17 protein-coding genes and 1 tRNA gene are annotated in these 21,742 nt (G+C 69.9%); 7 read left to right on the forward strand and 11 right to left on the reverse strand.

Features of this window, described 5'->3' with window-relative positions:
* Positions 1-36: 36 nt before the first annotated feature.
* From ASC98_RS23155 to ASC98_RS23165, 3 genes are read right to left on the reverse strand one after another with little or no spacing between them, the layout of a single operon-like run.
* Positions 37-2,055 carry an ATP-binding protein gene (locus tag ASC98_RS23155; protein ID WP_235581363.1) on the reverse strand — a complete coding sequence of 673 codons (2,019 nt, stop codon included), beginning with the start codon at positions 2,053-2,055 and terminating at the stop codon, positions 37-39.
* Positions 2,052-2,660, reverse strand: coding sequence for a YfiR family protein (locus tag ASC98_RS23160; RefSeq protein WP_082542070.1), 609 nt, complete (start codon positions 2,658-2,660; stop codon positions 2,052-2,054). Before ASC98_RS23160 ends, ASC98_RS23155 begins: the two co-directional genes overlap by 4 nt.
* Position 2,661: 1 nt before the next feature.
* Positions 2,662-4,479: a TonB-dependent siderophore receptor gene (locus ASC98_RS23165; protein WP_162249310.1), complete on the reverse strand. Its 1,818-nt coding sequence runs from the start codon at positions 4,477-4,479 to the stop codon at positions 2,662-2,664.
* Between the two features lie 175 nt (positions 4,480-4,654).
* On the opposite strand from ASC98_RS23165, the gene ASC98_RS23170 reads away from it, so the two are divergent.
* The gene (locus ASC98_RS23170; RefSeq protein ID WP_056814909.1) at positions 4,655-5,365 is read left to right on the forward strand and encodes an SDR family NAD(P)-dependent oxidoreductase; all 711 of its coding nucleotides are present in this window, start codon (positions 4,655-4,657) and stop codon (positions 5,363-5,365) included.
* Between the two features lie 15 nt (positions 5,366-5,380).
* Here the strand turns inward: ASC98_RS23170 and ASC98_RS23175 are convergent, their stop codons facing one another.
* The gene (locus tag ASC98_RS23175) at positions 5,381-5,944 is read right to left on the reverse strand and encodes an NADPH-dependent FMN reductase (RefSeq protein WP_056814911.1); all 564 of its coding nucleotides are present in this window, start codon (positions 5,942-5,944) and stop codon (positions 5,381-5,383) included.
* A 324-nt stretch (positions 5,945-6,268) separates the two neighbouring features.
* On the opposite strand from ASC98_RS23175, the gene ASC98_RS23180 reads away from it, so the two are divergent.
* Together ASC98_RS23180 and ASC98_RS32170 are read left to right on the forward strand one after the other, a co-directional pair.
* Positions 6,269-6,676: a hypothetical protein gene (locus ASC98_RS23180; protein ID WP_056814914.1), complete on the forward strand. Its 408-nt coding sequence runs from the start codon at positions 6,269-6,271 to the stop codon at positions 6,674-6,676.
* Positions 6,677-6,874: 198 nt separating this feature from the next.
* The gene (locus ASC98_RS32170) at positions 6,875-8,446 is read left to right on the forward strand and encodes a methyl-accepting chemotaxis protein (RefSeq protein WP_056820527.1); all 1,572 of its coding nucleotides are present in this window, start codon (positions 6,875-6,877) and stop codon (positions 8,444-8,446) included.
* Positions 8,447-8,524: 78 nt separating this feature from the next.
* On the opposite strand, the gene ASC98_RS23190 is transcribed toward ASC98_RS32170, so the two are convergent.
* From ASC98_RS23190 to ASC98_RS23220, 6 genes are all read right to left on the reverse strand, one after another.
* A tRNA-Thr gene (locus ASC98_RS23190) sits at positions 8,525-8,600 on the reverse strand.
* A gap of 27 nt (positions 8,601-8,627) precedes the next feature.
* Positions 8,628-9,665, reverse strand: a complete 1,038-nt coding sequence (locus tag ASC98_RS23195) for a class 1 fructose-bisphosphatase (RefSeq protein ID WP_056814917.1) — start codon at positions 9,663-9,665, stop codon at positions 8,628-8,630.
* Positions 9,662-12,358, reverse strand: a complete 2,697-nt coding sequence (gene pepN, locus ASC98_RS23200; RefSeq protein ID WP_056814920.1) for an aminopeptidase N — start codon at positions 12,356-12,358, stop codon at positions 9,662-9,664. The genes ASC98_RS23195 and pepN overlap by 4 nt, the downstream gene beginning before the upstream one ends.
* 15 nt (positions 12,359-12,373) lie before the next feature.
* On the reverse strand, positions 12,374-13,036 hold the full coding sequence (locus ASC98_RS23205; RefSeq protein WP_235581364.1) for an HAD family phosphatase: 663 nt from the start codon (positions 13,034-13,036) through the stop codon (positions 12,374-12,376).
* Positions 13,036-14,140 (reverse strand): peptide chain release factor 2 gene (prfB, locus tag ASC98_RS23210; RefSeq protein WP_156154857.1). Its coding sequence is split into 2 segments (ribosomal slippage): positions 13,036-14,058 and positions 14,060-14,140, totalling 1,104 coding nucleotides; the frame shifts between segments, so codons are not numbered across the junction. The genes ASC98_RS23205 and prfB overlap by 1 nt, the downstream gene beginning before the upstream one ends.
* 77 nt (positions 14,141-14,217) lie before the next feature.
* Positions 14,218-15,168 carry an alpha/beta fold hydrolase gene (locus ASC98_RS23220; RefSeq protein ID WP_056814923.1) on the reverse strand — a complete coding sequence of 317 codons (951 nt, stop codon included), beginning with the start codon at positions 15,166-15,168 and terminating at the stop codon, positions 14,218-14,220.
* 128 nt (positions 15,169-15,296) lie between these two features.
* Here ASC98_RS23220 and ASC98_RS23225 point away from each other — a divergent pair, with 128 nt between their 5' ends.
* The 4 genes from ASC98_RS23225 to ASC98_RS23240 all read left to right on the forward strand — a co-directional run bounded on the left by ASC98_RS23225 (position 15,297) and on the right by ASC98_RS23240 (position 18,796).
* Positions 15,297-15,542 (forward strand): hypothetical protein, encoded by a 246-nt coding sequence (locus ASC98_RS23225; RefSeq protein ID WP_157598063.1) that lies wholly within the window; start codon positions 15,297-15,299, stop codon positions 15,540-15,542.
* Positions 15,543-15,656: 114 nt separating this feature from the next.
* Positions 15,657-16,232: a hypothetical protein gene (locus tag ASC98_RS23230; RefSeq protein WP_056814928.1), complete on the forward strand. Its 576-nt coding sequence runs from the start codon at positions 15,657-15,659 to the stop codon at positions 16,230-16,232.
* Entirely contained in the window at positions 16,229-18,397 is a 2,169-nt protein-coding gene (locus ASC98_RS23235; protein WP_056814931.1) for a toll/interleukin-1 receptor domain-containing protein, read from the forward strand. Before ASC98_RS23230 ends, ASC98_RS23235 begins: the two co-directional genes overlap by 4 nt.
* A 12-nt stretch (positions 18,398-18,409) precedes the next feature.
* Positions 18,410-18,796 (forward strand): hypothetical protein, encoded by a 387-nt coding sequence (locus ASC98_RS23240; RefSeq protein WP_056814933.1) that lies wholly within the window; start codon positions 18,410-18,412, stop codon positions 18,794-18,796.
* Positions 18,797-19,112: 316 nt separating this feature from the next.
* On the opposite strand, the gene ASC98_RS23245 is transcribed toward ASC98_RS23240, so the two are convergent.
* Positions 19,113-21,611: a winged helix-turn-helix domain-containing protein gene (locus ASC98_RS23245; protein WP_056814936.1), complete on the reverse strand. Its 2,499-nt coding sequence runs from the start codon at positions 21,609-21,611 to the stop codon at positions 19,113-19,115.
* Between the last annotated feature and the right edge of the window lie 131 nt (positions 21,612-21,742).

The raw sequence follows: 21,742 nt of genomic DNA on the forward strand, positions 1-21,742 counted from the left end.
ATTCCGCCGAACAATCTGTTGCACGTGCGATGGGGATCAGCGGTCGCCGCCGGGCAGCGCCCGCGCGAGGGCGTCGTCGATCGCCTTGTTGAGCTTGTCGATCGCGATCGGCTTGGTCACGTAGCGGAAGAAGCCGGCCGCGAGGCCGCGCGCCACATCGCCCGCCATCGCGTTGGCGGTCAGCGCGATCACCGGGATGTGGGCGGTGATCGGGTCGGCCTGCAGCACGCCCAGCGCATCCTTGCCGTTCAGGCCCGGCAGGTTGATGTCCATCAGGATGATCTGCGGCCGGTGCGCGCGGGCCAGCTCGATGCCCAGCTGCGCATCCGGCGCCGACATCTGCCGGATGTCGCCGCGCAGCGCGATGATCTCGCTGACGAGCTGCAGGTTGGCCGGGTTGTCCTCCACGTACAGCAGCAGCGGCGTGTCGTCCTGGTCGTCGGGCGCCAGACCGCTGCGCAGTTCGCCGTGGCCGGTGGTCGGTGCGCTGGGCGGCATCTCGTGCGCCGCGCGCAGCTCGATCGCGAACACGCTGCCGATGCCGGCGGTGCTGCTCGCCTCGATGCGCCCGCCCATCAGCTCGACGAGCCGTTTCGTCACCACCAGGCCGATGCCGGTGCCCTCGACGTTGCCGGCCTCCTGGCCGAGGCGGTTGAAGGGCTGGAACAGCAGCGCGAGCTGCTCCGGCCGCAGGCCGCTGCCGGTGTCCTGCACCGAGATGCGCACCTGCTCGGCCAGCGCCGTGCATTCGACGACCACCGTGCCGCGCTCGCGGTTGTACTTGACGGCGTTCGACAGCAGGTTGAGCAGCACCTGCTTGAGCCGCGTGCGGTCGGCGATCACGCTCAGGCCGGTGGTGTCGGGGAAGAACAGCCTGATGCCGCGCTGGTCGGCGGCCGGGCTGATCATGGTCTCGCATTCGCGCAGCATGTCGGCCAGGCCCACCGGCTCCAGCGACAGCATCAGGTTGGCCGATTCGATGCGTGCGAGGTCGAGGATCTCGTTGATCAGGTTCAGCAGGTGCCGCCCGGCCTTCAGGATCTGCTGCGTGAACTCGGCGCGCTTGGTGTCGGGCAGCGCATAGGCGCTGGACTCCAGCAGCTGGCCGAAGCCGAGGATCGCATTGAGCGGCGTGCGCAGTTCGTGGCTCATGCTGGAGAGGAATTCCGACTTCGCGCGATTGGCCTTCTCCGCCGCCTCGGTCGCGAGTGCCAGTTCCCGGTTCGACGACTCGAGCTGCGCGGTGCGTTCGCCGACCCGGCTTTCCAGCTGCTCGTTGAAACGCATCACCTCCTGCTGCGCCTGGCGCCGGTCGGCGATCTCCTGCTCGATCTTCAGCAGCGCCTGCTGGTTGTCGAGCGCATGCCGCTCCACCTCGGCCATCATGCGGTTGAACGAATCCACCAGCACGCCGACCTCGTCGTCGCTGATGCGTTCGGCGCGCCGCGAGTAGTCGCGCTGGTCGACCACCTCGCGCGCCACCTGGCCGATGGCGAGGATCGGGCGCGTGACGATGGACTGCAGCCAGCGCGAGATCAGCCAGGCCAGGCCCATGGCCAGCGCCGTCACGGCGGCGGCGATGCCGGCATAGTCGCGAAACCGGTCGTACAGCTCGTAGTCGGCACGCAGGTAGACGGTGCCCAGGAACTCGCCGCCGCTGACGACGCGGCGGAAGACGACCAGGTCGCGCCCGTCGACGCGTTCCAGGTCGGCGTCCGGGTGCGCCGGAAAGCGGGCCTGCAGCGGCGTCGCTGCATACGACGCGAACCGCTGGCCGCGCGCGTTGTACAGCGCCGCCGCATGCACCTGCGGCCTGAAGCGCAGCAGCCCGAGGTTCTCGGTCGCCGCCTTCGCATCGTCGAAGGCGAGTGCCGGGGCCGTGGTGCTGCCCATCAGCTCGGCCTGCGTGCCGATGTCGCTGACCCAGGCCTGGTGGTAGGCCCGCAGGTCGTAGGCCACCAGCGCGGCCAGCGCGACCGCGACCGCGGGCAGCGTCGTCAGCAGCACGATGCCGATCAGCTTGGCGCGCAGCGAGCCGGTGCGGCGCATCGTCATGGCGTGTTCACCTTGCGGGCCACCGCCAGCAGGCGCGAACTGACCTTCAGGCCGGCCTGTTCGACCGGGCGCAGCGCGACGTCGAAGCGCACCTTGTCGTCGACGACCAGGAAGTTGATCGCGCTGCCGAGCGCGAAGGCGTCGTCGGATTCGCTGACGATCAGCAGCGGCTGGCCCTTCACGGTGGCGGCGATCTGCGCGATCCGCGCGCTGTCGCTGCGGCCGACGAACAGCACGTGCAGGCCGGCGGCCGTGTCGCCGGCGTGCAGCCGTCGCACCAGGACGTCGTGGCCGTTGACCTCGCGCCCGGCAACGGCCTGTGCCAGCTCGCCGGCCAGTTGCTCCGAGCCGAGCACGCCGATGGCGATCGGTGCGTGCTCGCGTTCGAAGGCCTGGGGCGGCCATTCGATGTACGCGAGGAACTTGTAGAGGTAGGCGGCCTTGATCTGGTATTCGGCGGCGCTGGCCGGCGACTGCGCGGCGCAGGGCAGGGCGAACAGCGTGACGGACAACGCAACGAACAGCGCGGCCCACCATGGCGCGAGGCCCAACACCCGCCGCCACCCGGGGCGGCGCGGCGGGTCGGCTGCCCTGGCGGCGTCCACGTCAGTACGACCAGGTCACTTGCAGCAGCGCGCCGCGCGCGATCTCGCTGCGGGTCCCCGGGTCGCCGAACTCGGCATGCGACGGCTGGAACAGGTTGCGGCCGACCAGCGCCAGCAGCAGGTCGCTGCGCGGCCGCCAGCCGTAGCGCAGGTCCCAGGCGGTGTAGGCCGGCAGCTGCGGGTTGGGCAGCGCGGCGACACGGCGCACGTCGATGTCGAGCTCCTGGGTCGGTGTCAGGTCGAAGCTGCTGCGCAGCGACCACTGGTGGTGCGGATCGTTGCCGAGCGCGCTCGGGCCGACCGGGTCGGTGCTGCCGGGCATCACCCGCAGGTCTTCGTTCAGCAGCGCGAGGCCCGCGCTCAGCCGCCAGCGTGGCAGCGGCTGCCAGTCGGCCCAGGCTTCGATGCCCTGGGTGCTGCCGTCGATCATGTTCTGCACCAGCGCGTTCGGTGGCGGCTGGCCGCTGCGCAGGCGGCTCCAGCGGGTGTGGTGGGCCGCGACCGACCAGCTGAACTGCGCGCCCAGCTGGTCGCGCCAGCCGAGTTCTAAGACGGTGGCCACTTCGGAGACGAAGTCGGGGCCGCCGGCGATGATGTAGGCCGGCTGCGGCGGCGGCAGCGCCCGGATGTCGCGATCGAGGCGGGCCGGCGCCCGCACCGCGCGCGAGACGGCGCCCCACAGCAGCTGCTGGGGCGCCGGCTTCCAGGCCAGGCGCGCGCTGGGCAGGTTCTCGGTGCCGGTGTAGTCGTTGTGCTCCAGCTTGGCGCCGAGCGTCAGGTCGACGGTGTCGGCCAGGCGGATGCCGTCCTGCAGGAACAGGTTGGTCCAGCGCAGCGTGCGGCTCGTCGGCACGAAGCCGAAGACGAACCCGGGCTGCACGTCGTCGCTGGCCTGCCGGTAGCCGCCGCCCCACACGACCTGGTGCGCCCCCACGCGCAGCGCATGCTGGGCCTCGATGTCGGTGATGCGCTCCTGCGGCCGGTACGCCAGCGGGTCGTCGCGTTTGCTGCGGTCGTGGTAGGCCTGCAGCCGCAGGCTGGAGTCGCCGTCGAAGCGGTGCGTCCAGCGGCCCAGCAGGTTGGCGCCGGAGGCTTCGAGCTGGCCGAGCTTCACCACCCTGCGGAAATACTGCACATCGGAGACGCCGCGGTAGATGTCGCCCTGCAGCGTCCAGTCGTCTGCACCGGCGGACCCGTCGGCGCGGAACCCGGCCTGCTGCATGTCCCAGCGGTCGGTCGCTTCGGGACCATTCTCGGTGCGCGTCGGACTCAGGTGCGAGCGCTTGCCGTACAGGCGGAAGTGTCCGCGCTCGCCCAGCGTGCCGCCGTAGCGTGCGGCCAGCCGGCCCTCGCCGGTGCCGGCGGCCGCCACGGCCAGCACCCCCTGCGTCTGGGAGGCAGCGCGCGTGATGATGTTGATGACACCGTTCACCGCGTTCGAACCCCACAGCGTCGCACCCGGGCCGCTGATCACCTCGATGCGTTCCACGTCTTCCAGCAGCACGTCCTGCTGGTCCCAGAACACGCCGGAGAAGAAGGGCGTGTAGACGGTGCGCCCGTCGATCAGCACCAGCAGCTTGTTGCCGATGGCGTTGTTGAAGCCGCGCGCGGTGATCGCGTACTGGTTGGCGTTGATCTGCGCCACCTGCAGGTTGGGCGCCAGCCGCAGCGCCTGCGGCAGCGAGGTGGCGCCGGATCGCCGGATGGCCTCGGGGGTGATGACGTAGACCGCGGCGGCGGCGTCGCTCAGCCGTTCGGCGCGGCGCGACACCGACGTGATCTGCAGGTTGGCCAACTCTTCGATGGAGAGATCGGTCAAGCCCGGGTCCGCCGCCTGGACTACCGACACCGCAAAGCAGAGGGCCGCGCTTGTGGCTGCGGTCTTGACTCCCATCGGCGCAGCCTAAGACTTCCGCGCGCCACTGTCGACCCGCAACTGCCCTGGGTGGCCCGGCCTGCGGCGAGAATCCGGTCTCTTTTCCAAGGAGTTCACGATGAACCGTCCCGCGATCGTCCTCGTAGCCGGCGGCACCGGCGCGCTCGGCAGCGCCGTCACGCAAGCCTTCGTCGATGCGGGCGACAGCGTGATCGTCAGCTACCGCCAGCGTCGTTCCTACGACGAGTTGCTGGCGCAGTTGCGGCCCGGCGCGGTGGCGGTGCAGGGGATCGAGCTCGATGCCGGCGACGAGGCCGCGGTGCGGCAGGCGGTCGCCGCGTGCCTGCAACGGCACGGGCGCATCGATGCGCTGGTCAATGCGATCGGCGGCTATGCCGGCGGCGCACCGCTGTGGGAGCAGGACGGCGCGGTCCTCGACCAGATGATCGGCATGAACCTGCGCGCCATGCATGCGCTGCTGCACGCGGTGGTGCCGGCGATGCGCACGCAAGGCGCCGGGGCCATCGTCAACGTGGCCGCGATGTCGGGGCTGGGCCCGGCATCAGGCTCGGGGCTCTATGCGGCGTCGAAGGCCGCGGTGCTGTCGCTGATGGCCACGCTGGCCGAAGAGTTGCGCGGCAGCGGCGTGCGGGCCAACTCGGTGCTGCCCGGCACCATCGACACGCCGGCCAACCGCAGTGCGATGCCGCAGGCCGATTTCGGCACCTGGACCGCGCCGCAGGACATTGCGCGCGTCATCGCCTTCCTGTGCAGCGACGCTGCGCGCGCCATCCACGGCGCCGCGATCCCGGTGCGCGGCGGGCACTGAAGGCCCTCGGGCGGCTCAGCGCCGCTGGCGCTGGATCCAGGCCTCGAACTTCTGCAGCAGCTGCGTGCAGAACTCGCGCGATTTCTCGTCGCTGATCTCGCCATTGGGCCCGAGCAGCTTCGCGACGTTGCCGATGTAGGCCTCGGGCTGCTGCAGCACCGGCATGTCGAGGAACACCAGGCACTGCCGCAGGTGGTGGTTGGCGCCGAAGCCGCCGATCGCGCCGGGCGAACAGCTCACCACCGCCGCCGGCTTGCCCGACCAGACGCTCTTGCCGTAGGGACGCGAGCCGACGTCGATCGCGTTCTTCAGCACGCCGGGGATCGAGCGGTTGTACTCCGGCGTCGCGAACAGCACCGCGTCGGCGCGCGAGATGCGTTCGCGAAAGGCCTTCCATGCGGCGGGCGGGTCGGCCTCGCCGTCTTCGTCGTAGAGCGGCAGGTCGCCGATGCCGACGATCTCGATCTTCAGCGACGGAGGCGCGATCGGCGTGAAGGCTTTCACCAGCGCGCGCGTGTGTGACGCGCGCCGCAGGCTGCCGACGATCGCGACGACATCGAGAGAGGAAGAGCTGCTCATGCGGTGTTCTCCTTGAAGTGGTCAGGACGCGAGCCGACAGGCTACCCGGCGTCGCCTCGCACAACCGGGGCCCCGGGGCGATCTCCCCGACTTCAAGTCCGGTGGTCAACGTCCATTGTTGCGGTCGTGGCAATGATCAATTCACCAAACAGCCGTCGATGAATCCAGGGTAAACCACTAGAGTTCAGCCCATCGACTCTTTGTCTCCTTCCAGATGACCGGTCGAGTTCGAACGAGCCGGACACGCGATGAAGGCGTGGCGACCCGCAAGAAAACAAGCTCCATCAACCTTTCATTGCCACCTTCAAGCTCAAGGAACTCATCATGAACAGCAAGCTTTTCATCGCCGCCTCCCTCGCCCTTGCCGCCGTCCACGGCGCTGCGCTGGCCGACACTTCGTCGTATGCCGAAAGAATGCGCCTGATCGGCCGCACCGCCCAAGCCGGTGAACAGGCTCCGGCCCAGTTCGTCGACAACAGCGGCAAGCTGCGGACCGCTGCCGAGCAGCGTGCCGACCACGTCGCCCGCATGAACCTGATCGGCCGCACCGCGGCACATGGCGAAACGTCGGCAACGGTCGTCAGCGACACCTTCGCCGGCAACGCGCAACAGCAGTTCGAACAGCGCATGAAGCTGATCGGCCGCACCGTGTCGCAAAGCGAACTGGCCGGCTACAACGCCGAGACCAACAACCAGCTGAGCGCCCAGCGCGCAACGCGCTCGGCCCAATGAAGCCGGCGGCCTGAGGGCCGCATCTCACCCAGCGCCCCGCGTCGGCTTTTGCCGCGCGGGGCGTTTTTCGTGCGACGACGGGTCCCGCGGTGTGCAATACGGGACGTTTGTGCGCTTCATGCCGGCCCATCCGTCGTCGATATCGCCTTCAGTACGCCGGTAGTGGCCTCCCGCCGCAGCGTGCTCGGGACGATCACGATGAATTTCCTAGGCAGCTTCACGATCGGCAAACGGCTCGGTGCCGGCTTCCTGGTCACGATCACGGTGGCGGTCGCGATGGCGTTGGCGGCCCGGCAGCAGATGGCGACGATCAGCCAGCAGGTCGGCGACCTCACCAGCGGCGAGATGGCCAAGGTGGTCCAGCTGTCGCACATGAAGGACAACCAGAACGTGATCGCGCGCGGCGTGCGCAACATCGTGCTGCTGTCCGATCCGGCCGGCATGCAGGCCGAGAAGAAGCGCATCGACGAGATGCGTGCGAAGAACGCCGAGATCGTCGCGGACCTGGAAGCCACCGTGCGCAACACGTCGACCCGCGAGCTGCTGAAGGCGGTGTCGCAGGCGCTGCCGCCGTATGAGCAGGCACTCGACAAGGCGATCGCGCTCGGGCTGGCCGACGACGATGCGGTGGCGACGAAATTCCTGCTGGCCGATGTGCGGCCGATGCAGACCGCCTACTTCAAGGCGGTGGACGCGTTGGTCGAGGCGCAGCAGCAGGAGATGCGCCAGGTGGCGAGCGGCATCCAGTCGGCCGCCCGCGCCGATAGCCTGCTGATGCTCGGCCTGGCCGGCCTTGCGGCGGCGTTCGGTGCGCTGATCGCCTGGGCCGTCACCCGCTCGATCGTGCGGCCGCTGAAGCAGGCCGCGGCGCTGGCCGAACAGGTCAGCGAAGGCGACCTGAGCACCACGCTGAAGATCGACACGCACGACGAGACCGGCCACCTGCTGCGCGCGCTGCAGCGCATGCGCGACAGCCTGGTGCAGATCGTCGGCAGCGTGCGCGGCAACGCCGAGAGCGTCGCCACCGCCAGCTCGCAGATCGCGCAGGGCAACCTCGACCTGAGCCAGCGCACCGAAGAGCAGGCGAGCGCGCTGCAGCAGACGGCCGCGACGATGGAAGAACTGAACGTCACGGTGCGCAGCAACGCCGACAACGCGCGCCAGGCGAATCAGCTGGCGCTGGGCGCGGCCACGGCGGCGAACGACGGCGGTGCCGCGGTGGGCCGCGTGGTCGACACGATGCGCGGCATCCAGGCCTCGTCGAAGAAGATCGTCGACATCATCGGCGTGATCGACGGCATCGCGTTCCAGACCAATATCCTCGCGCTGAATGCGGCGGTCGAAGCGGCGCGTGCCGGCGAGCAGGGCCGCGGCTTCGCGGTGGTGGCGACCGGAGTGCGCACGCTGGCCCAGCGCAGCGCATCGGCGGCGCGCGAGATCAAGGCGCTGATCGGCCACAGCGTCGCGCAGGTCGAGCAGGGCACGACGCTGGTCGACCAGGCGGGGCACTCGATGCAGCAGATCGTCGCGGCGATCCAGCGCGTCAGCGACATCGTCGGCGAGATCAGCTCGGCGGCGGTCGAGCAGAGCTCGGGGGTGTCGCAGGTCGGCGAGGCGGTGTCGCAGATGGACCAGGCGACGCAGCAGAACGCGGCGCTGGTGGAAGAGGGCGCGGCGGCCGCCGAAAGCCTGAAGCAGCAGGCGCGCATGCTGGTGGAGGCGGTCGCGGTGTTCAAGCTGCGCGGCGGGCCGGTGGCCATGCCGGCCTGACGGGACAGCGCGCGGGCACAAAAAAAGCCGCTGTGAAGCGGCTTTTCCTGATCCGGCCCCCTGAAGGGCCGGCGATGTTGGTGCCGGTGAGAAGAGTCGAACTCCCGACCTTCGCATTACGAATGCGCTGCTCTACCAACTGAGCTACACCGGCGTGAAGCCAGCGAGTATAGCTCGGCTTTCAGCCGTTTTCGCGGTGATACGCGGTGACGCGCTCAACTTCGTTCTTCGACCCCAGGATCACGCTGACGCGCTCGTGCAACGCGGTCGGCTGCAGGTCGAGGATGCGCTGCCCCGCATTGGTCGCCGCGCCGCCGGCCTGCTCGACGATGAAGGCCATCGGGTTCGCCTCGTACATCAGCCGCAGCTTGCCGGCCTTCTTCGGCTCGCGCCGGTCCCAGGGGTACATGAACACGCCGCCGCGCGTCAGGATGCGGTGCACGTCGGCCACCATGCTGGCGATCCAGCGCATGTTGAAGTCCTTGCCGCGCGGGCCGGTGCTGCCGGCCAGGCATTCCTCGACATAGCGCTGCATCGGCGGCGCCCAGTGCCGCAGGTTGCTCATGTTGACCGCGAATTCCTTCGTGTCTTCCGGGATCTTCGCGCCGTCCTGCGTCAGCAGCCAGGCGCCTTCCTCGCGGTCGAGCGTGAAGATCGCGACACCGTCGCCCACGGTCAGCACCAGCATCGTCTGCGGGCCGTACACGCAGTAGCCGGCGGCGGCCTGCTGCGAGCCGGGCTGCAGGAAGTCGGCCTCGCTGACGCCGACCGTCGCGCCGGCGCTGTTCTCGGGCTTCTTCAGCACCGAGAAGATCGTGCCGATGCTGACGTTGACGTCGATGTTGCTCGAGCCGTCGAGCGGGTCGAACAGCAGCAGGTACTCGCCCTGCGGGAAGCGGTTGGGCACCACGTAGATGCCCTCCATCTCCTCGCTGGCCATCGCGGCCAGGTGGCCGCCCCATTCGTTGGCCTCGATCAGCACCTCGTTGGCGATGATGTCGAGCTTCTTCTGCATCTCGCCCTGCACGTTCTCGGTCTCGGCGCTGCCGAGCACGCCGCCGAGCGCGCCCTTGTTGACGCTGATGCTGATGCGCTTGCAGGCGCGCGCCACCACCTCGATCAGCAGCCGCAACTGGGCCGGGATGTTGCCGTGGCTGCGCTGCTGCTCGATCAGGTACTGGGTCAGGCTGATGCGTTTCGGGGTCAGGCGCTGCGTCATGCCGAGACCTCGCCGGACTGCAGCGCCCGGCCGACGATCTCGCGCACGTCGTTCGACAGGTCGGCCTTGGCCGCGACGCGCTTCAGCGCCTCGCCGGCCGCGGTGCGGTACGGCTCGGCCAGGTTGCTCCAGCGGTCCATGACGCGGGCGACGCGCGCGGCGAGCTGCGGGTTCAGGCTGTCGAGTTCGATCATCCGGTCGGCCCAGAACACGTAGCCGGCCGCATCGCTGCGGTGGAAGGCCGCCGGGTTCAGCATGCACAGCGTGGTGATCAGGCTGCGCGCGCGGTTCGGGTTCTTCAGCGAGAAGTCCCGGTGCTGCAGCAGCTGCTTGGCCCGCGTGAACACGCGGCCGTCCTTCTCGGGCGCACCCGCCTGCAGCGCGAACCACTTGTCGATGACCAGCGGCTCGGCCTTGAAGATCTCGTGGAAGCGCTGCAGCGCCGGCTCGGCCAGCTCGGCATGCGCATGCACCAGCGCGGCCAGCGCGCCCAGCCGGTCGGTCATGTTGCCGGCGTCCTTGAAGCGCTGGAAGGCGCGGCCCGGCCACACGCTGTCGCCACGGCGCGTCGACTCGAGGCACAGCATCGCCAGCGCCAGGTTGGCCAGCGCGCGCTTGCCGGCCGACACCGGATCGGGCGAGTAGCCGCCGAGCACCTGGTGCGTGTCGAACGCCCACTGCCAGTCGTCGCGCAACGCCTGCGCGAGCTGCAGCTTCATCGATTCGCGCGCCGCGTGGATGCGCTGCGGGTCGACCAGATCGAGCTGCTCGGCGACGTAGGTCTCGCTCGGCAGCGTCAGCGCCAGTTCCTTGAATGCCGCATCGAGCTCGTCATGCCGCAGCACCGCGCGCATCGCCTCGATGAAGGCGGCGTCCAGCGGCTGCGGCTGCTCGCTCGCCACCGCCGCCAGCAGGCGGTTCAGCGCCAGGCGCTGGCCGGCTTCCCAGCGGTTGAACGGGTCGCTGTCGTGCTTCAGCAGCACCAGCAGGTCGTCGTCGGCCAGGTGGTCGATCAGCATCACCGGCGCCGAGAAGCCGCGCAGCAGCGACGGCACCGGCTCGACCTCGACGTTGACGAAGGTGAAGAAGCTGCGCGCTTCGTGCAGCACCAGCACGCGCTCGGTACCACCGGCGGCCGCTTCGCCTTCGAGCTGCAGCGGCAGCGGCCGGCCGTCGCGGCCGATCAGCCCCATCGCGACCGGGATCACGTTCGATTCCTTCGCCATCTGCCCCGGCGACGGCAGGCAGTTCTGCTCGATGCCCAGCGTGTAGGTGCGGCTCGGCGCGTCATAGCGGCCGCGCGCGTTGACGCGCGGCGTGCCGGCCTGGCTGTACCAGCGCTTGAACTGCGTCAGGTGCTTCGCGAGCTCGCTGTCGGGGTTGGCATCGGCAATCGCCTGCGCGAAGTCGTCGCAGGTCACGGCCTGGCCGTCGTGGCGCGCGAAGTACAGCGTGATGCCGCGTGCGAAGCCTTCGCGGCCGACCAGCGTCTGCATCATCCGCACCACCTCCGAGCCCTTCTCGTAGATCGTCGCGGTGTAGAAGTTGTTGATCTCGACGTAGCTGTCCGGGCGCACCGGGTGGGCCATCGAGCCGGCGTCTTCGGGGAACTGGATCTGGCGCAGCTGGCGCACGTCCTCGATGCGCTTGACGGCGCGCGCCGTCGGGCTGCCGGCCATGTCCATGCTGAATTCCTGGTCGCGGAAGACCGTCAGGCCCTCCTTCAGGCTCAGCTGGAACCAGTCGCGGCAGGTGATGCGGTTGCCGGTCCAGTTGTGGAAGTACTCGTGGCCGACCACGCTCTCGATGCCGGCGTAATCCACGTCGGTCGCGGTGGCCGGGTTGGCGAGAACGAACTTCGTGTTGAAGATGTTCAGGCCCTTGTTCTCCATCGCGCCCATGTTGAAGTCGCCGACCGCGACGATCATGAAGCGCTCCAGGTCGAGCGGCAGCTTGAAGCGGGCCTCGTCCCACACGACGCTCGCGATCAGCGAGTTCATCGCGTGCTCGGTCTTCTCGAGGTCGCCGCGGCGCACGTACACCTGCAGCAGGTGGTCCTTGCCCGAGCGGGTGCGGATGTGCTGCTCGCGTGCGACCAGGTCGGCCGCGACCAGCGCGAACAGGTAGCTCGGCTTCGGGAACGGGTCGTGCCACTTCGCGAAGTGGCGGCCGTTGTCGAGCTCGCCCTGCTGAACCAGGTTGCCGTTCGACAGCAGCACCGGGTAGGCCTTCTTGCTGGCCTTCAGCGTCACGGTGTAGACCGCCATCACGTCCGGCCGGTCGAGGAAGTACGCGATGCGGCGGAAGCCTTCGGCCTCGCACTGCGTGAAGAAGCCGCCACCCGAGGTGTACAGCCCCGACAGCTGCGTGTTCTTCTCGGGCGCGCAGGTGTTGCGGATCTCGAGCGTGAACTCGCCGGCCGGCACGTCGGACAGGCTGTCGATCACCAGCATGCCGTCTTCATGGCGGAACGACACCGATTCGCCGTTGACCAGCACACGCGTCAGCGTCAGGTCTTCGCCGTGCAGGCGCAGCGGCTGCGGCGGCAGCGCGGTGTTGCGCTCCATCGTCATGCGGTTGATGACCAGCGTCTTCGCCGGGTCGAGGTCGAACGTCAGGTCGACGGTGCGGATCCAGAACGCCGGCGCGGTGTAGTCCTCGCGGCGGATCAGCGGTGCAGTGCCTTCACGCATGGTGTTCTTCTTTCGTCAGGGCTGATGGATCGGGAGGGTGAGCCGGATGTCGAGCAGGTCGGGCACCACGGCAACGACGTTGTCGAAGCCGGCGAAGGCGTCGGCGCCCATCGTCGTGGTCAGTGCGACGGCCTTCATGCCGGCCCGGCGCGCGGCCTCGACGCCGAGCGGCGCGTCCTCGAAGACCAGGCATTCGGCCGGGCTCACGCCGAGGCGCTTCGCAGCCTCGAGGAAGATGTCCGGGTGCGGCTTGCCGCGCAGGCCGTCGGCCGGGCTGACGGTGGTCTGCACCTTGTCGCCGATGCCGAAGCGGTCGTAGGCGAGCGCGATGTTCTGCGGCGTCGACGCGGTGCACACCGCGAGCTTCAGCCCGAGCCCGGCGGCGCGGTCGAGCAGCTCGTGCGTGCCGGCGATCAGGCCGAGCCGGGTGGCGGCGATGTCGCGGTAGATCGCCTCCTTCTCGGCGGCGAGCGCGGCGTAGTCGTCGCCGCTGCGGCCGGGCAGCATGTCGGTGAAGATCTCGACGTTGCTGCGCCCGGCCGTCTCGAGGAAGAAGCGCTCGGCGTCGATCGTCAGCTCGCGCCGCCGGTGCCACTCGACCCAGGCCGTGTGGTGGTGCGGCATGCTGTCGATCAGCGTGCCGTCCAGGTCGAAGAGCAGGGCCTTCAGCTGCGTCATCAGATGCCCTGCTTCAGGCTGGCGGTGATGAACTGGTCGAGGTCGCCGTCCAGCACCTTCTGGGTGTTGGAGATCTCCACGTTGGTGCGCAGGTCCTTGATGCGGCTCTGGTCGAGCACGTAGCTGCGGATCTGGTGGCCCCAGCCGACGTCGGTCTTGGTGTCTTCCAGCTTCTGCTGCTCTTCCATGCGCTTGCGCATCTCGTGGTCGTACAGGCGCGAGCGCAGCCGCTTCCAGGCCACGTCGCGGTTGCTGTGCTGGCTGCGGCCGTCCTGGCATTGCACGACGATGCCGGTCGGGATGTGCGTGAGGCGCACCGCCGAATCGGTCTTGTTGATGTGCTGGCCGCCGGCGCCACTGGCGCGGAAGGTGTCGGTGCGCACGTCCGACGGGTTGATGTCGATCTCGATCGTGTCGTCGACCTCGGGGTAGACGAACACGCTGGCGAAGCTGGTGTGGCGCCCGCCGGCGGAATCGAACGGGCTCTTGCGCACCAGGCGGTGCACGCCGGTCTCGGTGCGCAGCAGGCCGAACGCGTACTCGCCTTCGACCTTGATCGTGGCGCTCTTGATGCCGGCGATTTCACCGTCGGACTGGTCCTCGACCGTCGCCTTGAAATCCTTGCGCTCGGCGTACTTCAGGTACTGGCGCAGCAGCATGCCGGCCCAGTCGCAGGCTTCGGTGCCGCCGGCGCCGGCCTGGATGTCGAGGAAGCAGTTGAGCGGGTCGGCCGGGTTGTTGAACATGCGGCGGAACTCGAGCCCGTCGACGATCTCGGCCAGCTTCGCGGTCTCGGCCTCGATGGCCTGCAGGCCGTCGGTGTCGCCTTCGGCCTTCGACATCTCGTACAGCTCGGAGTTGTCGGCCAGGTTGCCGGTCAGGTGGTCGATGGTCTCGACGACCTGCTCCAGCGTGCGCTTCTCGCGCCCCAGCTCCTGCGCGCGCTTCGGCTCGTCCCAGACCTTGGGGTTCTCGAGCGCGGCGTTGACTTCGTTCAGTCGCAGTGCTTTGCGATCGTAGTCAAAGATACCCCCGGAGGCCGACCGTGCGCTCGGTCAGGTCGGCCAGGGTGTTGCCGATGGCATTGATGTGTTCGACGTCCATGGTGCAGTTCCCGTGTGTGTTTTGTGAATCGCGGGATTTTCGCACGCAGCGCATGCCCGCACGGGCCGGGCGGCTGGTCAGGCGTGGAGGAAGCGTGCCAGATGGGTGGCCAATGCCTCCGGCTGGTCGTGGTGCAGCATGTGCCCGGCCGGCGACAGCACCTGGCGCTCGACCCGCGGCACCTGCGCGAGGCGGGCGTCGAAGTCGCTGCGCGGGTAGCGGTCGCCCCACCACTTGGAGACGTCGGTGCGGTCGCCTTCGACCCACAGCAGCGGCGCGGCGATGCGCTGCCAGCAGGCCAGCACCTCGTCCTTCTGGTAGAGCACCGGGTTGGCGCGCTTGTGGGCCGGGTCGCCGAGGATGTGCCAGCGGCCGTCGTCCGCCTGGCGCGACCAGTGGCCGGCCAGCCAGGCCGCGCGGTCCTCGCGCAGCAGCGGGTTGGTCTTGCGCAAGCGGTCGGCCACCGCCTGCAGGCTGTCGTAGGGGCGCAGTTCCACCGGCTGCTTCAATTCGTCCAGCCATTGCTGGTAGCGCTTCGGCGCCTGCGCCGGGCGGGTGGCCGGCAGGCCGAAGCCCTCCAGGTTGACGAGCCGGCGGATCCGCTCGGGCCGCACGCCGGCATAGACCATCGCGACGTTGCCGCCCATGCTGTGGCCGAGCAGGTCGATCGGTGCGGCCGGGTCGACCTGCGAATCCAGCAGCGCGTCGAGGTCGCCGAGGTAGTCGGGAAACCAGTAGCAGTCGGCTCGGCCCGGGTCGCTGAGGCCGAAGCCGCGCCAGTCGGGCGCGATCACATGGCGCTCGCCGCCCTCGATCGCCGCCAGCGCATCGACCGCGAACTGGAACGACGCGCCGACGTCCATCCAGCCGTGCAGCATCACCAGCGTCGGCCGTTCGGCGCTGGCCTGGCTCGCATCGCCCCATTCGTGCAGGTGGCAGCGCAGCCCGCGCAGGTCGACGAAACGGCTGCGCCCGGGGCGGCGGGGGAGGTAGGCAGACGCGGAGGCAGGTGTGGAAGGGGACGGCATGGCCGCCGATCTTAGGAGCTTGCCTGCCGCCGCGCTGTCCGCCGAGGGACAGCGGCGGACAGCGCGGCTTCAGGACAATTCAGCCGCGCTTCAGGACGGCAGGCCGGTGCAGCGCCGACCATCGCGCCATGAAACCGATGCGCCCGATTGCCATGCTGCACACCCCCCAACTGCGCTTTGCCGCGGCCGTTCTCGGCGTCGCGGCCCTGTTCGCGGGGTTCCACGCGCTCGCGACGCCGGCGCCACTCGTGATTTCTTGCGCACTTCCGACCGCCGCTGGCCATGCGCGCACCGTGCAGTCATCCGACGCAGGGTCAACGCGCCCTATGCTCGGGGAGGAGGGCATGTCCGCCGTGAAGGAAAAACTGGACTGACCCGTGCCGTTCTGCAGTACCGACGTGAGGGAGCTCGAGGGGATCGCGACACCGGCACCGTGCCACCCACGGCCGCCGGCGCGGGGCTTGCACGTCGGTGTCACGGGGCATCGCTTGAATCGCATCTCACAACATCAGCTGGACCTGATCACGCCGCAGATCGAGCCGGTGCTCGCCCACCTGGCGAACGCATCGCGCTGCATCGAGCCGGTGCTGCTGTCGAACCTCGCCGAGGGCAGCGACCGCCACCTCGCATGGCTCGGCCTGCAGGTGGGCTACACCCTGCACGCGGTGCTGCCGCGCCCGCGCGATGACTACGCGCGCGGCTTCAGCAGCGCCGCGTCGCGCCTCGAGTACCGGGCGCTGCTGGCCGACGCGGCACGCATCACCGAGTTGCACGGGCCGCTGGGCGTGGCCGGGCGCACCTACCTGCGCGCCGGGCATGCGCTGCTCGACCAGGCCGACCTGCTGCTTGCACTGTGGGACGGCGCGCCGTCGCGCGGCACCGGCGGCACGGCCGACGTCGTTGACGAGGCCTTCCGGCGCCGCATCCCGGTGCTGCACCTGTCGACCCGGCCGCGCCAGCGCCCGCGACTGCTGTGGCCGCGGGCCGGCGGCACGGTGGAACAGTGCTGCGACCGCCGCCGGCTCGACGCGGTGCTGGCCCATGTGAGGGACGCGCGGCGATGAGCGCCGAGGAAACGCCAGCCACCGCATCGCCTGCCCCTGCACCGCGCTACGGGGCCTTCATCAGCTACAGCCACCACGACAAGGTGGTGGCACGCCGGCTGCAGCGGCAGCTCGAGACGTACCGCATCCCGCGCCGGTTGATCGGGCGCGCGACGCCGCACGGGCCGGTGCCGGCGCGCCTGCCGCCGCTGTTCCGCGACCGCGACGAGCTGAACGCCGGTGCCGACCTGAAGGCGAGCGTGCAGGAGGCCCTCGCGGCCAGCCGCTGGCTGATCGTCGTCTGCTCGCCGGACGCCGCGCGTTCGCCGTGGGTCAACCGCGAGATCATCGAATTCAAGCGCCTGCATGGCGAAGGCCGCGTGCTGGCGCTGATCGCGCGCGGCGAGCCGTTCGCGAGCAACACGCCGGGCCGCGAGGCGAGCGAATGTTTCCCGCCGGCGCTGCGTTTTGCGCTGACGTCCGACGGCCGCCCCGAAGGCGAGCCGCTGGAGCCGATCGCCGCCGACCAGCGAGCCGAAGGCGACGGCCCGCGCCGCGCCGCGCTGAAGCTGCTGGCCGGCATGATCGGCGTCGGCTTCGACGACCTGGTGCAGCGCGACACGCAGCGGCGGCTGCGCTGGCTGGCGGCGATCACTGCGGCTTCGGCCGTCGGCGTCGTCGTGTTCGCGCTGCTGGCGGTGCTGGCGGTGCGCGCGCGCAACGAGGCGCAGCACCAGCGCGCACAGGCCGAAGGGCTGATCGAGTTCATGCTCGGCGACCTTCGCAAGAAGCTCGAGCCGGTGGGCCGGCTGGAGGTGCTGGATTCGGTGGGCGAGAAGGCGCTGGCCTACTACGGCTCGCAGCAGGCGGACCGGCTGGATGCCACTGCGCTCGGCCATCGCTCGCGCGCGATGCACCTGATCGGCGAGATCCGCGACTTGCGCGGCAATGCCGCCGAAGCCCAGGTCGCATTCGAACAGGCTGCTGCCACCACGCAGCAGTTGTTGCTGAAGGCGCCCGGCGACGGACAGCGCATCTTCGACCATGCGCAAAGCGTGTTCTGGGTCGGCTATGCCGCATGGAAGCACCTGGACGGGCAGGCCGCGCTGGCGCGCTTCCAGGAGTACCTCGCGCTCGCGCAGCGGCTTGCCGTGCTGGATCCCGCCAACCTCGACTGGCGGGCCGAAGTGGCATTTGCACACGTGAACCTCGGTGGCGTGCAACTCGGGGTGGGACGGCCTTCGGATGCGCTCGCATCGCTGCGCCGGGCCGACGAGCTGTTTCGCGAACTGGCGCCCAAGCGTCCGGAGTTCGCCTCCGAATGGGCGCAGAACCATGGCTGGCTCGCCGAGACCTACGCGGCGCTCGGCGACTACGAGCATGCGCTGCGAGAGCAGCAGGAGAAACTCGCGCTGCACCAGCGGATGGCCGACTCGTCGAAGAGCCGCGTGGCGCAGCGCAGCATCCAGAACGCGCTCAACATCATCAGCTTCTTCGAGCTGGCGCTCGGCCGGCCGCACGATGCGGAACTGCACAGCCGTGCGGGATTGCAGATGGCCGACGCCCTGGTGCTGGCCGACGCGAGCAACATGCTGTGGCTCGGCGATGCGTGCTTTGCGCGGCTGCGCCTGATCGAGACCCTGGTGGCGCAATCGCGGCACGACGCGGCCCGCGGGGAGTTGTCCGCGGCGACCGCGTGCGTCGACAAGTTCCTCGCCGGCGAGGCACGCGATGCCCGTTACGCGGTCGGACTGCGCAGCCGCCTGCTCGAATTGACGGCGCAGGTCGTGCAGGCCCCCGGGCGCGGCGAGCTGATCTCGAAACTGCAGGCCTTGCTGGCGTCCACCGAGGTGCAGGCGAAGGGCGATGCGCACCTCGCCGCGCGGCAGGCGGTCGAGATCTCCGGCGCCGCCGCGGCATTGGCGGTGCTCGCCGAGCCGGACCGCCGCGATGTCGCGCAGCAGGCCTGGGAGCGCGTGGAGTCCGCGCTGGCGCCGTTCGCCGCGATGGACGACGGCGCGGTCCTGACCCCGCTCGCGCGGGCCCGGCTCGGGCTCGGCGATGTCAAGGGCGCCCAGGTGCTCGCGGCGCGGATCGAGAAAACCACTTACCGGCACCCCGCATATGCCGAACTCGCGAGACGATTGCAGACCGTGCGGGGCGGCAGCAGTCACCCATCCAACTAGAAGGACTACCCCATGAGCAACGAAGCCATCGTGCCGATCCCGCCGACATTGACCGTCACCATCGCTGCCTACATGACCGAAGAAGCGCCCAACGTCGTCGTAACGCGGGTGGAACCGGAGTTCCTGAACCTGACCGGCATCGGCGACAGCGTGAACGTGTTGTTCCAGGTGGCCACGTCGGGTTATGCGTTCCGCGACAAGCTTTCCGGCATCCAGCCCCTCTCGAACGGATGGGACGCCTCGTTCACGACGATCCAGTATTCGGACGACATGCGGACCGCGACGGTCTCGAACGTGAACCAGAGCGGCCTGGCCTACCCCTACCTGGTGAACGTCATCCACTTGGCCAGCGGGCTGACCGGCAGCGTGGATCCCGTCATTCAGAACGAGAATCGCTGAGCGCCGACTCGCGGTGCCTTCACTTTCAATTCAACACGGAGCAGAAATGACCCATATGACCACGATGAGCGTCGAGCTGGAATGTCCGCCTGAGGCGGAAGCGCTGAGTGATGAACCCGTGCAGGCCGTTGCGTCAATGCGGCAACTCAGCCCGGATGAACTCCGGGCAGTGACAGGAGGGCCCGTCGTCCAGAACGACAGCAGGTGAATTCGGCACTTTCCGAGCGATGACCTGAGCGACGTTCGTCCGCTTGAGCGCCCGCCTCGCGCGGGCGCCGTGCGTCGTGGCTGGCGAAGCGGTGAATCCGCCGGCGCTTCAATCGCCAGCCGAAGCGCCATCCCACAACGACACGATCTCCTGGTCGGTGAGCCGTGCACCCGCGGTGGTCGCACGGTCCGCTGCCGCCGGGGCCAGCGTCGCCAACAGGGGCTGCAGCCGCTGCCTCGCCTGCGCATGCTGCCCGGCCCGCGGCTCGTCGCGATGCCGGTACATCGCATCGGACCAGGCTGCCAGCTGCGCCGCCGTCTCGAGCCGATCGCGGCAGGCCGCCAGCCACGCGAAGGTGTCGGCTGCCTGCCACAGCATCGCGCAGTCGCCGGCCAGCCGCAGCGCGTCGTGCGACAGCGCGAACGCCTCGTCGACCGATCCGCGGACCAGCAGCGCATGCATCAGGTTCAGCTGCGCGGTGCACAGCGTCGCCGGCGCGCGCTTGTCTCGCAGCGCATCGACCAGTTGATGACCGAGGTACACCGCCTCGTCGACCTCGCCCATGGCCAGCGCCAGGTCGGCCAGGTGCGAGCGTGCGCGCCATGCGCCGCGTTCGTCGCCGGCGGCAATCCGCAATCCGAGTTCGACCTCGCGAGCGGCCCGGCTGTCCGCCAGCCGGCCTTCGGCGCGCGCCACGTCGGCGCGCGCGCGCTGGCCCCAGGCGCGCTCGCGGGCCGGCCAGTCCGGCCGCTCGAGTGCCAACGCTTCGTCCAGCGCCGCCCGCGCCGCCGGGTTCGGCTCGTGCCACAACCCGGCCAGGCCGGTCAACTGCGCGTACAGCCCATGCTCGTCGCCGAGCGCACGGAACAGCGACTGCGCATGATCGGCCGCGCCCCGCGAGCGCCCCGGCGAGGCTTCGGCCCACACCCATTGCGCGGCCCGCCACCAGGCCGCGGCCAGCGGCTTGGGAACGTTGCCATCAACCATCGCCTCGCTGATGTCGTGCCAGCGCCTGGCCTCGGCATGCAGCGACAGGTGGTGCCACAGCGGCGCGGCCGCGCCGACCAGCGCGACCAGCGTCTCGGGGTCGTGCTGCTGCGACCATGCGAGCGCGGCCCGCAGGTTGTCGAGTTCCGGCTCGTACAGCGCGAGCCACGGCGCGTCGGCCATCCGCAGCCAGTCGCGTTGCGCACCGGCGAAGAATGCGCGAAGCGCACGCGCATGGCGGCCGCGCAGCGCGTCGGCCTGCGGGTCTTGCGCCAGCCGGGACTGCGCATAGGCCCGCGCGCTCTCGCTGAGCGCATAGCGCGGCGGGTCGCCGTCGCCCACCTGCACCAGCGAATGGTCCGACAGCAGCGCCAGCCCGTCGATCGCGGCCCAGCCGTCGGCATCGCTGCCGTCGGCCAGCACCGCGCCGGCCAGCGCCAGCGTGAAACCACCGGCGAACACCCCGAGCGAGTCGAACAGCGCGCGCTGCGCCGGCGTCAGCAGCGACAGGCTCCAGTCGAGCGCCGCCTGCAGCGTCTGCTGGCGCGTGGGCGTGCCGCGCGTGCTGCTGGCCAGCAGCCGGAAGCGGTCGTCAAGCCGCGACGCGATCCCGGCAACGCCCAGCAGCGGCACACGCGCGGCCGCCAGTTCGAGCGCCAGTGGCACGCCGTCGAGCCGGCGGCAGATCTCGGTCACCGCGCCGACGTTGGCATCGGTCAACGCGAAGCGGCGGTCGACCGCCAGCGCGCGCTCGCAGAACAGCGCGACCGCGCCGTGCTGCAACGCCGGTCCGGCGGCGCTGCCGTCGGGCGGCACCGCCAGCGCCTCGATGCGCTGCAGCCGCTCGCTCGCCAGGTGCAGCGGCACCTGGCTCGTCACCAGCAGGCGCAAGCCGGGGGCGCCCTGCTGCAGCGCCTGCACCAGCGGCGCGAGGCCGTCGAGCAGGTGTTCGGCGTTGTCGAGCACCAGCAGCGCCTCCAGGTTCTTCACCGACGCCAGCAGCGCGGGGGTTGCATCGCCGCCCACCGCGATCTGCAACGACAGCGCCTGCGCGATCGCGCCGCCGATCAGCGAGGCATCGGTCAGCGACGCGAGTTCGACCCATGCGACGCCGTCGGCCCAGGCCTCCCGCCGCGCCTGGGCAGCGGCTCGCGCCAGCGAGGTCTTGCCGATGCCGCCGGGGCCGACCAGCGTCACCAGTCCCGAGCCGTCGAGCTGCGCCAGCAGCTCGGCCAGCTCGCGCTCGCGTCCGACCAGCGCGACAGGCCGCTCGGGCAACGCATCGCGCGGCGGCGGGGCCGGCGCGACCGCTGGAGCGGGCGACGGCGAGGGGGCCATCGTGAAGCGGTAGCCGCGCCCCGGCACCGTCGAGATCGCCTGCGCGCCCAGCAGCTTGCGCAGCGCCGAGACATGCACCTGCAGGTTGTTCTCTTCGACGACGAGGCCGGGCCAGACCAGGTCGAGCAGTTCCCCCTTCGACACCAGCCGGTCGCTGCGCTCGACCAGCGCCTGCAGCAGGTCGAACGCGCGCGCGCCGAGCAGCGCGGGCTGGCCGTCGATCAGCAGCTGGCGCGTGGCCGGGCTCAGCGCGATGCGTCCGAAGCGGTAGTGGTCAGGCAAGGGGATCCTCCAAGGCGGGGAATTTACGCGATGCCGCCGACTTTCAGAACGATTCAGGCCGGCTTCAGGCGCTTGAAGGACGGCGCAGGCGTGGAATCGGACACTGGGTTTCGCTCAGGGGGATTTTTCAT

Origin of the sequence: Rhizobacter sp. Root1238 (assembly GCF_001425825.1) — a bacterium.
GTDB lineage: Bacteria > Pseudomonadota > Gammaproteobacteria > Burkholderiales > Burkholderiaceae_C > Rhizobacter.

Excerpts from the sequence above, each read along its gene's own strand:
- ASC98_RS23235 (WP_056814931.1), top strand. The coding sequence starts at position 16,229 with ATGAGCGCCGAGGAAACGCCAGCCACCGCATCGCCTGCCCCTGCACCG.
- ASC98_RS23205 (WP_235581364.1), bottom strand. The coding sequence starts at position 13,036 with ATGACGCAGCTGAAGGCCCTGCTCTTCGACCTGGACGGCACGCTGATC.
- pepN (WP_056814920.1), bottom strand. The coding sequence starts at position 12,358 with ATGCGTGAAGGCACTGCACCGCTGATCCGCCGCGAGGACTACACCGCG.
- ASC98_RS23220 (WP_056814923.1), bottom strand. The coding sequence starts at position 15,168 with ATGCCGTCCCCTTCCACACCTGCCTCCGCGTCTGCCTACCTCCCCCGC.
- ASC98_RS32170 (WP_056820527.1), top strand. The coding sequence starts at position 6,875 with ATGAATTTCCTAGGCAGCTTCACGATCGGCAAACGGCTCGGTGCCGGC.
- ASC98_RS23240 (WP_056814933.1), top strand. The coding sequence starts at position 18,410 with ATGAGCAACGAAGCCATCGTGCCGATCCCGCCGACATTGACCGTCACC.
- ASC98_RS23225 (WP_157598063.1), top strand. The coding sequence starts at position 15,297 with ATGAAACCGATGCGCCCGATTGCCATGCTGCACACCCCCCAACTGCGC.
- ASC98_RS23175 (WP_056814911.1), bottom strand. The coding sequence starts at position 5,944 with ATGAGCAGCTCTTCCTCTCTCGATGTCGTCGCGATCGTCGGCAGCCTG.
- ASC98_RS23170 (WP_056814909.1), top strand. The coding sequence starts at position 4,655 with ATGAACCGTCCCGCGATCGTCCTCGTAGCCGGCGGCACCGGCGCGCTC.
- ASC98_RS23195 (WP_056814917.1), bottom strand. The coding sequence starts at position 9,665 with ATGACGCAGCGCCTGACCCCGAAACGCATCAGCCTGACCCAGTACCTG.
- ASC98_RS23180 (WP_056814914.1), top strand. The coding sequence starts at position 6,269 with ATGAACAGCAAGCTTTTCATCGCCGCCTCCCTCGCCCTTGCCGCCGTC.
- ASC98_RS23155 (WP_235581363.1), bottom strand. The coding sequence starts at position 2,055 with ATGACGATGCGCCGCACCGGCTCGCTGCGCGCCAAGCTGATCGGCATC.